Source organism: Snodgrassella sp. ESL0324 (assembly GCF_013344955.1).
Classification (GTDB): Bacteria; Pseudomonadota; Gammaproteobacteria; order Burkholderiales; family Neisseriaceae; genus Snodgrassella; species Snodgrassella alvi.
This window is the reverse complement of the sequence record NZ_JAAEDS010000017.1, coordinates 32,067-46,223: the sequence shown is the minus strand read 5'-3', so window position 1 is coordinate 46,223 and position 14,157 is coordinate 32,067. Positions and strand designations below refer to the sequence as shown.

The 14,157-nt window shown below is 40.8% G+C and carries 10 protein-coding genes and 1 other RNA gene; 6 read left to right on the top strand and 5 right to left on the bottom strand.

What is annotated here, in order from left to right; translation table 11 throughout:
* Positions 1-119: 119 nt before the first annotated feature.
* Positions 120-803: a hypothetical protein gene (locus tag GYY70_RS11520; protein ID WP_037393737.1), complete on the bottom strand. Its 684-nt coding sequence runs from the start codon at positions 801-803 to the stop codon at positions 120-122.
* 410 nt (positions 804-1,213) lie between these two features.
* Between GYY70_RS11520 and GYY70_RS11515 the strand changes: the two genes are divergently transcribed.
* From GYY70_RS11515 to GYY70_RS11505, 3 genes are all read left to right on the top strand, one after another.
* Complete coding sequence (locus GYY70_RS11515; RefSeq protein WP_037393735.1) at positions 1,214-2,191, top strand: L-lactate dehydrogenase; 978 nt, start codon at positions 1,214-1,216, stop codon at positions 2,189-2,191.
* Positions 2,192-2,383: 192 nt separating this feature from the next.
* Positions 2,384-4,168: an assimilatory sulfite reductase (NADPH) flavoprotein subunit gene (locus GYY70_RS11510; RefSeq protein ID WP_174832450.1), complete on the top strand. Its 1,785-nt coding sequence runs from the start codon at positions 2,384-2,386 to the stop codon at positions 4,166-4,168.
* A 91-nt stretch (positions 4,169-4,259) separates the two neighbouring features.
* The gene (locus tag GYY70_RS11505; RefSeq protein WP_174832448.1) at positions 4,260-5,396 is read left to right on the top strand and encodes an acyltransferase; all 1,137 of its coding nucleotides are present in this window, start codon (positions 4,260-4,262) and stop codon (positions 5,394-5,396) included.
* A gap of 171 nt (positions 5,397-5,567) precedes the next feature.
* Here the strand turns inward: GYY70_RS11505 and GYY70_RS11500 are convergent, their stop codons facing one another.
* The 3 genes from GYY70_RS11500 to GYY70_RS11490 all read right to left on the bottom strand — a co-directional run bounded on the left by GYY70_RS11500 (position 5,568) and on the right by GYY70_RS11490 (position 9,148).
* Complete coding sequence (locus tag GYY70_RS11500) at positions 5,568-6,878, bottom strand: MFS transporter (protein WP_174832446.1); 1,311 nt, start codon at positions 6,876-6,878, stop codon at positions 5,568-5,570.
* A gap of 452 nt (positions 6,879-7,330) precedes the next feature.
* Positions 7,331-8,005 carry a hypothetical protein gene (locus tag GYY70_RS11495; protein WP_174832445.1) on the bottom strand — a complete coding sequence of 225 codons (675 nt, stop codon included), beginning with the start codon at positions 8,003-8,005 and terminating at the stop codon, positions 7,331-7,333.
* Between the two features lie 405 nt (positions 8,006-8,410).
* Positions 8,411-9,148 carry a LysR family transcriptional regulator gene (locus GYY70_RS11490; protein ID WP_174832444.1) on the bottom strand — a complete coding sequence of 246 codons (738 nt, stop codon included), beginning with the start codon at positions 9,146-9,148 and terminating at the stop codon, positions 8,411-8,413.
* Positions 9,149-9,258: 110 nt separating this feature from the next.
* Here GYY70_RS11490 and GYY70_RS11485 point away from each other — a divergent pair, with 110 nt between their 5' ends.
* Positions 9,259-9,801, top strand: a complete 543-nt coding sequence (locus GYY70_RS11485) for a DUF4865 family protein (protein WP_174832443.1) — start codon at positions 9,259-9,261, stop codon at positions 9,799-9,801.
* Positions 9,802-9,963: 162 nt separating this feature from the next.
* On the opposite strand, the gene rnpB is transcribed toward GYY70_RS11485, so the two are convergent.
* An RNA gene (rnpB, locus tag GYY70_RS11480) (RNase P RNA component class A) lies at positions 9,964-10,324 on the bottom strand.
* A gap of 143 nt (positions 10,325-10,467) precedes the next feature.
* Here rnpB and GYY70_RS11475 point away from each other — a divergent pair.
* Together GYY70_RS11475 and dld are read left to right on the top strand one after the other, a co-directional pair.
* On the top strand, positions 10,468-12,309 hold the full coding sequence (locus tag GYY70_RS11475; RefSeq protein ID WP_174832475.1) for an ABC transporter ATP-binding protein: 1,842 nt from the start codon (positions 10,468-10,470) through the stop codon (positions 12,307-12,309).
* Between the two features lie 103 nt (positions 12,310-12,412).
* Entirely contained in the window at positions 12,413-14,113 is a 1,701-nt protein-coding gene (dld, locus tag GYY70_RS11470) for a D-lactate dehydrogenase (RefSeq protein WP_037393718.1), read from the top strand.
* Positions 14,114-14,157 lie beyond the last annotated feature (44 nt).

The following is a 14,157-nucleotide window of genomic DNA, read 5'->3' as shown; positions in this document are numbered from 1 at the left end:
TAATATATTTTAAAAAACAGAATAAAATTATTTAATTAAATGAAAAGTATAAATTTTTTTGCTAAAAATAACTCTGACAATAAGATTACTTTATTTTATAAGTAAAAGTATAAAAATATTTATTCCATTGAAAAAATACCTTCATTAATATGATACTCACGATACTTGGGAGTAAACCTTCTTTTCCATGATATCTTTGCTAATTCGATTCCTGTTTCGTCAATTAGATAGTCATATCCGATAGTTTGATATTTATGATCTGCATCTAACTTTTCATAAATGTCTCTCCGATGTTGACGTAAAGCCGGATTAATATGCTTAAGATGATAAATATTCAGGTCAGTATTGATAATTTCATAATCAGAATTAAGAGGATGCTTTGGCATATGAAGGGCTGCATCAGAGTAAATATTTTCTTCTAAAAGAGGAAAAACAACTACTCTTTCTTTATTATTCCAAATTCCATCACAGCGATATTCATTAGAAGTATACATTTCTCTATAGTTAAATTTAAAAATCCTTTTGACATTTTCTTTTTCTGCTTGCCTGATGAGTTTCTTTAAAATTTTTCCTGCTCTTTTTTCTAATCGTTCATCCGGATCTAAAACAACAGCCCATTTAGTTCCTTGCTCATATGCCTGTTGATATAAACGCTGTCTATATTCTCCTTCAGCATGCATTAATCCTCCCTCAATATCCTTAATGATAAGGTAATCATCACATAAATTTTTAAGATTTTTTCGATAATCTTCTAAATAATCTTCATCGAATCTATAGTATGTCAGTGCAGTTATTTTTCCCATGAATTTTCCATATACTATATTTTAAATATAAAAAACAGTTATTTATTAAGATAATTAATTTGTTTAATTTTGAATGTTTTAAAATTGTACTGTTAATTTGCTATATATTGAAATATTAAATTAAAACACTATATTCCGTAAATATAATGCTAGCTTAAAATCAAAGTATAAAATCGAATTTGCAAGCTAAAAAATTTATTTAATATTAAACATAAATATACGAAAAAATAAAAATATAAATATAATTAATAAAAAAATATACATAAAATTATATTTATAGGTCTGATATACCAAAATTTGTAATGAATAATGAATATAAATAAATAAAAAAAATGGCATATGGTAATCTGTTACAATTTATGCATAAATTCACATAGTTTTGTATTTATCCATAGAAACGAGGTTGATTTATGTTACAGCCTACTAATGCCAAAAATCACCAGAAAATTGTTCTGGTCGGCGCCGGTGCAGTTGGTTCCACTTTTGCCTATGCTGCTACCCTGCAAGGTATCGGTCAGGAACTGGTTATCGTCGATGTTGCCCGGGATAAGGCGCATGGTGATGCTAAAGATATTGCTGATGCATTACTGTTTACTTATCCGAAAAACATTTACGCCGGTGATTACAGTGATGCTGCTGATGCCGATATCGTAGTCATTACTGCTGGTGCTGCTCAAAAACCCGGTGAATCACGTCTGGATTTGGTTAATCGTAATCTGCATATCATTAAAAGCATTGTCACTCATATAGTAGAGTCTGGCTTTAACGGTATCTTTCTGGTGGCTTCGAATCCGGTTGACATTCTGACTTATGCTACATGGAAAATTTCCGGTTTTCCGGCAGAACGGGTAATTGGTTCCGGTACATCTTTGGATTCCGCCCGTTTGTGTAAATATGTAGGGTATTTACTGAATGTCGATCCGCGCACAGTAAGCGGATATATTCTGGGTGAACACGGAGATACCGAGTTTCCAGCCTGGTCTCACCTGAGTGTAGGCGGACTGACCATGGAAGAATGGATTAAAGGTGACCCGCGCTTTACCGAAGCAGATCTGGATATTATTGCTGATCGTGTGGTCAATGCCGCTTACGATATTATTCGCCTTAAAGGTGCTACTTACTATGGTGTCGGTGCTGCTCTGGCACGTATCTGCCGCGCATTATTGGATGATGAAAATACCATTTTACCTGTTTCTGCCTATCTGAATGGTCAGTATGGCGTTAATGATATGTATATTGGTACACCGGCAGTGTTAGACCGGCACGGCATACGTCAGGTAATTGAAATTCCGCTGAATGAAAAAGAGCAGGGTTTAATGCGTGCTTCAGCCAGCCATCTGGATGAAGTAATGCGTAAATCTTTTCCGGAAATCGGTATTAAACGCTAATCCGGACAGTCTGGAGGCAAGCCAGACCATCCGATTCAAGGCAATCCGAAGGGTTGCCTTTTTATATATTCTTACTGCTTCTATCTAAATAAGCGTCATTTCTTTCTCAAAAAACTTTGTGCTTGCTAGTATGGCTGACTATCTATTGCAGTCTGAAAATTACATTAATCATAACCTTATCGAGCACAAGCCATGAGCATACCCATTTCCCCTGAATTGCTGCAATCGCTTGCCAGCCTTTCACCAACACAACTGGCCTGGCTGTCCGGCTATGCATGGGCAAACAGTCAGCAGCAAAATACGGTTTCTCCGGCAGCGTTGCCGGTATCTGGTGTTGCAGAACCGGTTGCAGCACGCAAGGTACTGGTTTTATCTGCTTCACAAACCGGTAACGCACGTCGTGTGGCAGAAAGTCTGCAACTGAAACTTGAAGCTGCCGGTATTAATGCAGCTTTAATCGCCAGCGGCGACTATAAAATCAAGCAGCTCTCCAGTGAAGATATTCTTTTGCTGGTAACTTCAACGCAGGGCGAAGGCGAACCCCCGGAAGAAGCTTTACCACTATATAAATATCTGTTTGGTAAAAAAGCACCGGCTCTTAATCAGCTTCACTTTGCGGTACTGGGACTGGGAGACAGCAGTTATCCGCAATTTTGTCAGTGTGCTAAGGATTTTGATAATCAACTGGCTCATCTGGGTGCGCAGCGCCTTGCTGAACGGACTGACTGTGATGTCGACTATCAGAGTAGTGCCGCAGCATGGCAGGATAAAATTATTACTCTTATCAGTGAGCTGAATAACACTAATAGCGCAAGCATAAGTAATGAGGTTCAGCAAAGTGTAGTCGCTGCACAAACTGCGGTATTTACCAAAGCAGCACCATTCAGTGCCACCTTAAGTTTGCGCCAGCGGATCACCACACCTGAAGCCAACAAAGATGTCGAACACATCGAAATTGATTTAACCGGTTCCGGTATCCGTTATCAGCCTGGGGATGCACTGGGTGTGTTTTATCAGAATGCAGCCACATTGGTAGAAGAAATTTTGCAACATACTCAGGTAAACAGGGATGTACTGGTTCGACTGGCTGATGGACGTGAAATAAGTATCGGAGAAGCGTTACAGAATGAGCTGGATATTACTCAGAATACACCTGCTCTGGTACAAAACTATGCCCGGCAGATACAAAATGCCGAACTGGATGAAATCGTGGCTGACAGTACAGCCTTGAAACAGTTTATTGCCACCACTCCGCCAGTTAGTGTGCTGGCAGCCTATCCGCATTTAATTGATGCACAGGCATTACATGATTTATTTCGTCCGCTTACACCGCGCCTGTATTCAATTGCTTCAAGTCAGGATGAAGTTGGCGAGGAAGTTCATCTGACCGTGGGTGTGGTGCGTTTTATTCAGCGTCAACAGCAATATACAGGGGGTGCGTCCGGTTTTCTCGGTGAGCGTTTGCCGGAAGGGGAAGCAGTACGCGTATTTATTGAAGAAAATCACCGTTTCCGCTTACCTGAAGATGGTAATACCCCCATTATCATGATTGGTGCCGGTACAGGTATTGCACCGTTTCGCGCATTCATGCAACAGCGTGATGCCAATGGTGACGCAGGTGAAAACTGGCTGTTTTTCGGTAATCAGAAATTTACTGATGATTTTCTTTATCAGGCCGAATGGCTGCAATACCGCAAAAGCGGTTTACTGACACGTTACGATTTTGCCTGGAGCCGTCAGGAAAACGAAAAGGTTTATGTACAGCATAAATTGCGGGAGCGTGCACAGGATATCTGGGAATGGTTACAGCGCGGAGCGCATATTTATGTTTGCGGCGATGCCGGCAAAATGGCTCGTGACGTTGAGCAGGCACTGCTGGATATTGTTACTGAGCAGGGTAAACTCAGCTTTGAAGATGCTGATGAATATCTAAGCGAGCTGCGTCAGCAGCAACGCTATCAGCGTGACGTATACTAACAGCAGGCCTGATTCTTAAAACCGGATTCACAGATACCGTAAAAAAAACATTAATATCAGGTTGTGTTTACTACTGATTGTTAATATTTTTATGCTTTTTTCATACCAAATGTTTGGCTGGATGCTGGGATTATTAATACTGTGCTGGGCAGTATTTCGAACCAGGCTGTTTGCATTTATGGATAATCCCGGTAGCCGGCGGATAGAGCGACTGGATGGTCTGCGCTTTATATTAGCTTTCAGTGTAGCCATGCATCATTATGTTTACAGCTATTATTATTTGCACGGTCAGCCATGGACACCGGCTGTATTTGTCCATAATCTGCTCAATCTGCGTCTTGGTGCATTTGCTGTTACTTTGTTTTTCATGCTTTCAGGTTATCTGTTTGCGCATTCTGGCCCCGTTTCGTGGATACAGTTTTATCAGAAGCGTCTGCTGCGCATTGCACCGGTATTTTGTTTATCTTCTGCCTTCTGTATATTACTTGCACTGTATTTTCAAAGATATACACTGGTTACACGTGATATGCTGCTTAATCTGTATTACTGGTTTGATGCCGGTATTACTGGCATTAAACCAGGATTATTCGGTATGCAGGACGCCCGATTGATTAATGCAGGTGTATATTGGACGTTATACTGGGAATGGGCATTTTATTTTTCCCTGCCACTGATATGTATTCTGCGCCCGAAAACCGGTTTACTGCCTCTGGCAATAATCGTAATATTTATTGCCGTTTATCTGATTGCCCCATTTAATCAGCAAAAAGCTTACTTTATTGCCTGTTTTGCCATAGGCGCACTGGCCAGAATATTGTCAGAAACTGTACAGATATCTAAAAAATTCTGTGATATCGGTATCGTGCTGTTACTGGTACTGATTTTTTGTATTACTAATGGTAACTATGACATTAATTTTTTACCACTGTTTGCAATGCTGTTTGGTCTGATTGCGCTCGGTGGCGATATATTCGGGCTGTTACGGCTAAAAGCTTTTATACGGCTCGGTGATGCCAGCTACAGTATTTATTTATTACATGGTATTGGCTGGTTCTGTATGAATAAATATATAGTTTCCCATCATTTAATTTTGAATCGCACACAATACACATTAGTATCTACAACAGTATTGTTGATTTTACTAACTATCTGTACCCTGACTTTTCAGTATATTGAAAAACCATTTATTGCTTTAGGCCGGCGTAAATTTTCATGGCTGAAAGAATAAACGTTCAAACAAATTTTTCTAGAGTGCGACAAATGGTTGTATCACTTTCAGAAAACTAATGCTTAGTACAGATACAGATAATTCAGGATTTAATACCACCATAATTCTGCCCGGAACAATTCAGTGATCCGGGCAGTATGGTTTGCAATATATTGCTTACTTTGCAAATAGTTATTTATCCGGCTGATCCTGAGTATCAGTATTCTGCAAAGTTTCATGAATATGCTGTTCTGCACTTTGGGCATCATACGGAGTGTCAGTAGCATTATTGTTGCGCGGGTCAAGCTCGGCAGTCATCGGTCCAACATTACCGGATACCGGTACATAAACACTGCGTTCTGAAACAGGGACAGCCGGCTGCATATACGCATATACTGCCAGAATGGTTGCGATAATGGCGTATACACTATAGAAGCCGAAATGATTGAACAGCTGCATAACTGAACCCAGAATCAGTGGTGCCACCAGTGAGCCCAAACCATAAACAAACAGCAGACAGCGATTTACTTCCACTGTATTCATATTGGCAGGTAAAACATCATTGGCGCGTGCCAGCCCCAGTGCATACATCGGAAAGCCGCTACAACCGATAGCCAGTGCAATCACGCACTGAGCCCAGATATTACCCGGCAACACCAATAACAACAGCATGCCACTGATTGCTGCTACCGCAGCCACACAGGCACAGCCGAAAATAGTACGCGGGCGCCCGAATTTATTTGACAGCCAGGCAATAAATAATTGGATGGTAAACCCTCCAATCATTGCAGAACCCAGAAACAGAGAGACTTTAGGCAGACTGTAGCCCAGTTTCAGCATAAATACCGAGCCCATGGTGAAAAAGCCATTAATAAAAATCCCTGCCATAAAACAAGCTATCCATGCCAATGGTACGATGGAAAAGACATGCGGCAGGCTGATACGTTCACGTCTAGGAATTTCCGGTTGCTGCATACGGGTCAGCCCTACCGGTAACGTGGCGGCAATCACCAGAATAGCAGCCAGTGTAAAAATGTTATTACTGGTCATATTCAGACTTAGCAGCAGAACGCTGGTTGCTGACGACATGTAATATACTACTTCGTACAGAGCCAGAATCTTGGCGCGGTTCTGAGGAACGCTGCGTGCTGTAAACCAGCTTTCCACTACCATTAATAAGCTGTAGTGACAAAAACCCAGTACTGCACGCAAAATCCCCCACATCCACAACTGTTCTACCATCAGATGGGCGAGAGCGGCAATAGCAAACAATGCACCAAATACGCTGAAGCTGCGGATATGTCCTACGCGTGAAATAATCCGGTGAGAAACAATAGCAGAAATCGTACCACCAATAAAAAAGGCAGCATTCAGCACACCGATGGTAATATTACTGACTCCCATTTGGGTCAGCTTTACCCCGGCAGAATTCAGAAAAAGCCCGTAACCGGAAAACAGAAAAAAAATAGAACCATATAAAGACAAAAACTGGCGCGTGTGCATGCTGATACCGTTAATTAAACAATAGCCAAGCCTGACATAAAACTACTATTAATGTAAAGTCTGTTACTGAACGGACAAATAATTAAATTATATCTACATTGATTATTCAGGTTTTGCAAAATACTCCTTCTGAGTTGATGTAACCTGAGATTTAACAGTATTTAGTAGTGATTATTCGGCATAAAATTTTCTCTGGCGATGTAAAATAAACAACCAAAATTTTCACTTCATCTGAATAAATTTTATTCGGATAAAGAGATTAAACACAATTAGCAGTACAAATTGCAGGTATAAAACTGTCTGTATATTTTAAATCTGTTAATAAAATCAGATTCAGTTTAAAAATATACTGTATACGGATAAAAACCATATTCCATTTTCAAAATTAAGTTTTAAGTTAGAAATGTAATGCCAATATATAAATTATTTGCATACCAGTATGTCTTATATTGCTAAATGCTCATTCTGAGTTGATGTATCTTAATATTCAGATATATAAGAAGATTGTCTGTATGTAGAAATGGTAAAGCGTAATTAATAACATAGCTGGCATAGTATTGAACAAGTTTTAAGGACATCAGATCTGATTCAGATTTTGTTGGGTAATCTGATTCATCCTCACTAAACGGATAAATGATAAAGCGTAAAGTTTGTGTGTCTTGTTCATTTTCCAGAGTGTACTTAACATGATTGAACTCATAGGAACATGAGTTTGTCTCGTCTGTAGATGTGCATACTTTATTATCTTCGAAGTCACTAAGCTCAAAATCAGGATCAAATGCTTTACTAATAAGCTGAATAGATTGCTGGCATTTTTTCATGCCGGCTGATTTATTATTTGAGAATTGTTCACAGGTAAGTTCAAGTCGGCCTACTAACTCAAAAACGCTATTCATGTCGAGATAGATATTAGGTTTAAAGAGATAAATGATTTTAGATTGAAAGTTTTCATCTTTTTTAATAGGTTTCAGATTATATCGATATTGTTTATTTAAATTATTGAATTTTTCTATAAAATCAGATGCTTCGATTTGATAGATGGGTCGGCTTATCACCACGGTTGCTAATGCTGAGTAAGAGATTAGCTGACAGACAACAAAAATAATGGTTATAAATATTTTTTGCATTTGGCTATCTCTGGGTTTAAAAAAGTAAGAATTCAATAGTTATCCGGCATTAGGCGTTACTGGAGAGTATAAGAATGTAAATATCTGTTTTATTTTATAGATATTATGTTGTTTCTATGAAAAATAGAATGATATAAATCAAAATTTAAGGATTTTGACTAGTGATATTATCAATCCGGCCGGAATAAATATCAGATCATAACTCTGTACCTGTTTAGATAATTTCTGCGCTTATTTAGTGGTAACTATATCGGTAAGGCACTATTCAGATGTGCGGACATGCAGGCTGCAGCAGTAAAAATCCATACAGACGTATTCAGTTCACAGCAGATGGTTTATTAACTGACTTAACCGGTTAATAATGGTTCGGATAGTGATAGTAAACTTAATATGATATTAAATTTTTTAAACTGATTGATGCTGATAACAAAAATAGTCAATCTGATACTGGTGAGTATCAAGTGGTGTAAGTTTATCCTGCGCAAAGAATACGGGTAATAGTGCTATTGCCTGCCCCTTTTCAACAAGATTTAACAGCTGGCTGAGAGAATCAATGGTAATAATATTAGTCAGCTGCGGATATATGGCTAAAGTTTTGGCACGTAAGGGACAATCTGCATCGTTGTTAATCAAGACAGGTAAATGCAGATGAGTAGTAACTTCGGAACTTTTTAAAAAGGCAACAGGTAAATATCCGGTTTCTGTTAAATCATAATCTTTATGCTTAAATTTTTTAAAAGTAATAACTTTATCATAACTGTGCTGATTAATTTCATTTTCTATTTCACAGGTTTTTTTAATAACAATATCTGTTGATTCTATTTGATATGCAGTCTTTTCAATAACAATAAACTGAAACAGAAGTTCTGAAATTAATAATAAAGGTTTGACAGATTTAAATGATAATTTTATTTGTGCAAATTTTTCCAGTGTTGAATTGCTAAAAGCATAAAACTGATGGCCTTGTGCTGTTGGTTTCATTCCATCAAAACTACGGATAAAAAGCGTTGCCCGTAATTCATGTTCCATCTTTTTCAGATGTGCGGTCAGATTAGATTGTGAATAGCCTAAAATTTTTGCTGCTTTATTAAGACTTTTAACGTCATAAACTGTTTTAAAAATCAATAATCCTTTGAAATCCATATGTTGTATATGCCTATCATTTTTTCTGATAACTCAATCGCAGATTGGAATTATTCAAAATTTAATTAAATTTATAAACTGAATTACATTGTTTAAAGCGAGAATTCAGTATGCAGGCTATGCAATATAAAATTAGTTTACCAGCCGATTATGATATGAATATTATCAAAGATCGTATTCAAAATAATGGTTTTAAAACAGATGGCTTTGAAGATTTATTATTTAAGGCTTATATAATTTCTGATAAAAAGAGTGGCAACACAGGCAATGGATATTGTCCTCTTTATCTTTGGAAACAAACCAAAGGAATGAACAAATTTATTTTCGAAGGCTATTTTGACAATATTATTAATTCTTTTGGCTGGCAAAAAATCAATATTGGTATTACAGCAGAAGTAGAATTGACAAATGATTTCTCACAAAGCCGGTATGTATCAGAAGAAAATTTTTCTATAGCAGAACAAGTACGGTTAAGAGATTTTTCTTTTCAAGGTGCTGAGTATAAAAATAAAACTGGTAAAGTGATTATTTATAATCCGGATAAATGGCGTTATGCCGCATTTACTTTTTTTAAAGACAAACCAGCCATAAATAATCAGAATCTGTATCAGATTCTCCATCTTTCGCTTGATGCAAGGCATGGTCAAAAATAAATTAATCAGATTGTTCAATGAATGATAACAATAGATAACTAACTTGTTTTTACTTTTTGTTTTTCTTTGATATCCGTTGCCATGGGAATGCCGAATAATCAATGAGTGCTAAAGAGCCGGAAAAACGGCTACAACTGTGTGAATAACAATTATGCTGAGGGGCACATCAGACAACCGATAAGCCGGGTTCTGTCTTGGACAGTCATTCATCTGGGCGGCACATTACTGTGCCGCTCTAGCAACCTACCCGAATGCTCGGCGAGCAGCGTCAGTGCATTCTGTTTGGTCTTGCTCCGAATGGGGTTTAGCCTGCTACACGTTGTTACCAACGGCACGGTGCGCTCTTACCGCACCATTTCACCCTTACCTGTGCTGTGGTTTCCCACAGCCATCGGCGGTTATGCTTTCTGTTCCACTTTCCGTCGCCTCACGACGCCCGGCTGTTAGCCGGCATTCTGCTCTGTGGAGCCCGGACTTTCCTCCATGCATGTATATTATGCACAGCGACTGTCTGGTATGCTGATGTGCCTGCAGGATTCTAACACAAACCGCTGAAAGCTGATTTATATTTCAGATTATGTATAATGATTTGTCTTGTTATTTTTCTGGCTGCCGTATTTGCTGGTACAGCCGCTATGGCTCACCTATGCAGAAAGCCCACGCAATATGTTACTGAACCGATTTTTCAGCTGGTTTGAAAACCGCATTGATACTTATCCGGATACGCTTCCACAACCGCCGAAAAAAGGTGTGTTGCCGTTTATCTGGAGCTGTCTGGAGGGAGCACGCCTCTGGCTGCTGCTGATGGTTGTCATGACAATAGGTACCGGTATTCTGGAGGCACTGGTATTTCGTTTCCTTGGTACGGTAATCGACTGGCTTGGTGCTTATTCACCAGACAAGTTATGGCCGGAAAAAGGACATGAGCTGCTGCTGATGGCTGCTGTGCTGATATTCAGTATTATTTGGTCATTTCTTTCTTCCAATGTACAGTTTCAGACTCTTCAGGGCGCCTTTCCGATGCGTCTGCGCTGGAATTTCCACCGCCTGATGCTCGGGCAGAGTATGGGTTTTTATCAGGATGAATTTGCTGGCAGGGTCTCTGCCAAGGTGATGCAAACCGCGCTTGCGGTACGTGATACGGTAATGTCTGTGTCCAATATGCTGGTTTATGTACTGGTTTATTTTGTTACCAGCGGGGTAATACTTGCCGGTATGGACAGCTGGTTATTGCTGCCTTTTATTCTGTGGATAGTGCTGTTTGTCATGGTACTCAGATTTCTGATTCCTAGGCTGTCTAAAACTGCTCAGAGGCAGGCAGATGCCCGCAGTCTGATGACCGGTCGTATTACTGATGCCTACACCAATATTGCTACGGTGAAGCTGTTTTCTCACAGTGCGCGTGAAGCTGCCTATGCTAAAGCATCAATGCAGGAATTTCTGGTAACCGTGAATGCGCAGATGCGTCTGGCAACCCTGCTGGATAGTCTGAGCACCATGATTAATACTTTACTGGTAGTCGGTTCTGCCGGTCTGGGTATCTGGCTGTGGATGCAGGGGCAGGTGGGTGTCGGTGCTATTGCCACAGCGACAGCCATGGCCTCACGGATTAATGGTCTTTCACGCTGGGTAATGTGGGAAAGTGCGCGTCTGTTTGAAAATATCGGTACGGTTGAAGATGGCATGAAGATACTATCCCGTCCGCATGCTATTGTTGATAAACCTAAGGCACTGCCGTTAAAAGTTAATCAGGGTGCGATTGATTTTGAGCATGTAAACTTTTCTTACAGTGAGGATAAACCGCTGCTGCGCGATTTTAACCTGCATATCCGCGCGGGTGAAAAAGTGGGGCTGGTCGGACGCAGCGGCGCCGGTAAAACGACACTGACCAATCTGTTGCTGCGTTTTTATGATGTACAGGGCGGGCGTATTCTGATTGACGGGCAGGATATCCGCGATGTAACGCAGGACAGTCTGCGTGCAGCACTGGGGCTGGTGACACAGGATACTTCTCTGCTGCACCGTTCGGTACGTGACAATATAGTTTACGGGCGTCCGGATGCCTCTGATGAAGAAATGATACGGGCAGCACAGCAGGCAGCAGCGGATGGATTCATTCCGTCACTGGAAGATTCCAAAGCAAGACATGGATATGATGCACATGTGGGTGAGCGCGGTGTGAAGCTGTCTGGCGGACAGCGCCAGCGGATTGCCATAGCCCGTGTAATTCTGAAAGATGCGCCGATTCTGCTGCTGGATGAAGCCACCAGTGCTCTGGATTCAGAAGTAGAGGCCGCCATTCAGGAAAATCTCACCCGGTTAATGCAGGGTAAAACGGTTGTGGCAATTGCTCACCGGCTGTCTACGATTGCCGCAATGGATCGGCTGATTGTGATGGATAAAGGGCAGATAGTCGAGCAGGGCACACATAGTGAGCTGCTGGCGAAAAATGGTGTTTATGCTATGCTGTGGCAACGGCAGAGCGGTGGTTTTTTGCCTGAAGCCTGATATACATCAGATATGTTAAAAATCTTTCCGTTAATATATAACTGTTCTAAAATGGTTTGTATTGATTAGGAATAAGTCACTACATAATAAAGGGAGAAGCAGTATGGGTATTAATACACATACCGACCTCGTTCACACATTACAGGGAATTGTCGGGCATGAATATACTCTGACTGATCCCGCACGTACTCTGCCTTACCGTCAGGGTATCCGTTTCGGAGTTGGTGATGCGCTGGCTGTTGTGATACCGGGTACACTGGTGGAGCAGTGGCGGGTGTTAAAAGCCTGTGTTGAAGCGGATGTGATAGTCATTACTCAGTCTGCCAATACCGGTCTGACAGGTGGTTCGACACCGGATGGTAATGATTATGATCGCCCGATTGTTATTGTCAGCACACGCCGGCTGGATGGCATTCAGGTGATTGAAAATGGCGAACAGGTAGTCTGTCTGCCCGGCAGCACACTGTTCCGTCTGGAAAAAGAGCTGAAACAATATCAGCGTGGTCCGCATTCGGTTATCGGTTCATCCTGTATTGGTGCCTCCGTGATGGGCGGAGTATGTAACAATTCAGGCGGTGCGCTGATTCAGCGCGGTCCGGCTTATACTCAGATGGCAGTGTTTGCTCAACTGGATGAAAACGGTCAGTTGCATCTGGTAAATCATCTTGGTATCGAACTGGGCGATGAACCGGAAACTATTTTACAGAATCTGCAAAATCATAAATACAGCGATCAGGATATCAAACATGATGCCGGTATGGGACATGACCACGAATACCGCAACCATGTACGCGAAATAGATGCAGATACGCCGGCACGTTTTAATGCCGATCCGGCACGGCATTATGAGGCTTCCGGCAGCGCCGGACGTCTGATGGTCTTTGCTGTTCGTCTGGATACTTTCCCGCTGGAGAAAAAATCTGCGGTTTTCTATATCGGCAGTAATGATACCCACGAGCTGGATGATATTCGCCGCCATATTCTCAGCAAGTTTAAAAATTTGCCGGTTTCCGGTGAGTACATGCACCGTGAGGCTTTTGATATTGCTGCGGCGTATGGTAAAGATATTTTTGTTGCCATTCAGAAATTCGGTACGGATGCTATGCCGCGTCTGTTTGCCTTCAAGAATTTTGTTGATCGTATCATGGCGAAAATTCCGTTTTTTCCGAAGAATTTTTCTGACCATTTTGCGGTATTTATGTGTAAATTTCTGCCGCAGCATTTACCTCAGTCCATTCGCGATTACCGCGACCGTTACGAACACCATCTGATTCTGAAAATGGCTGATGACGGTATTGAGGAAGCAGAAGCATTTCTGAATACTTTTTTCCAGCAGAAAACCGGTAGTTATTTCCGCTGTAATGAAAAAGAGGCCGAAGCGGCAATGCTGCATCGTTTTGCCGCAGCCGGCGCAGCCACTACCTATCGTAATGTGCATAGCGATACGGTAGAAAATATTGTTGCACTGGATGTGGCTTTACGGCGTAATGACAGCGAATGGTTTGAAACCCTGCCTGACAGTATTAATCAGCATTTCATCCATAAAATGTATTATGGCCACTTTTTCTGTCATGTTTTCCATCAGGATTATATTGCCCGTAAAGGTACCGATTGCAACAAAGTTGAAGATGAGATGCTGGTATTACTTGATCAGCGTGGAGCTCAGTATCCGGCTGAGCACAATGTTGGTCACTTGTATCATGCCAAACCGGCTTTAAAGCAATTTTACCGGCAGCTGGATCCTACCAATAGCTTTAATCCGGGTATTGGTAAAACTTCAAAGAAAAAATACTGGGCTGATTAAGCTGACAAATAAATCAGTATTTTCTGAAAATCATTGCTGATAAA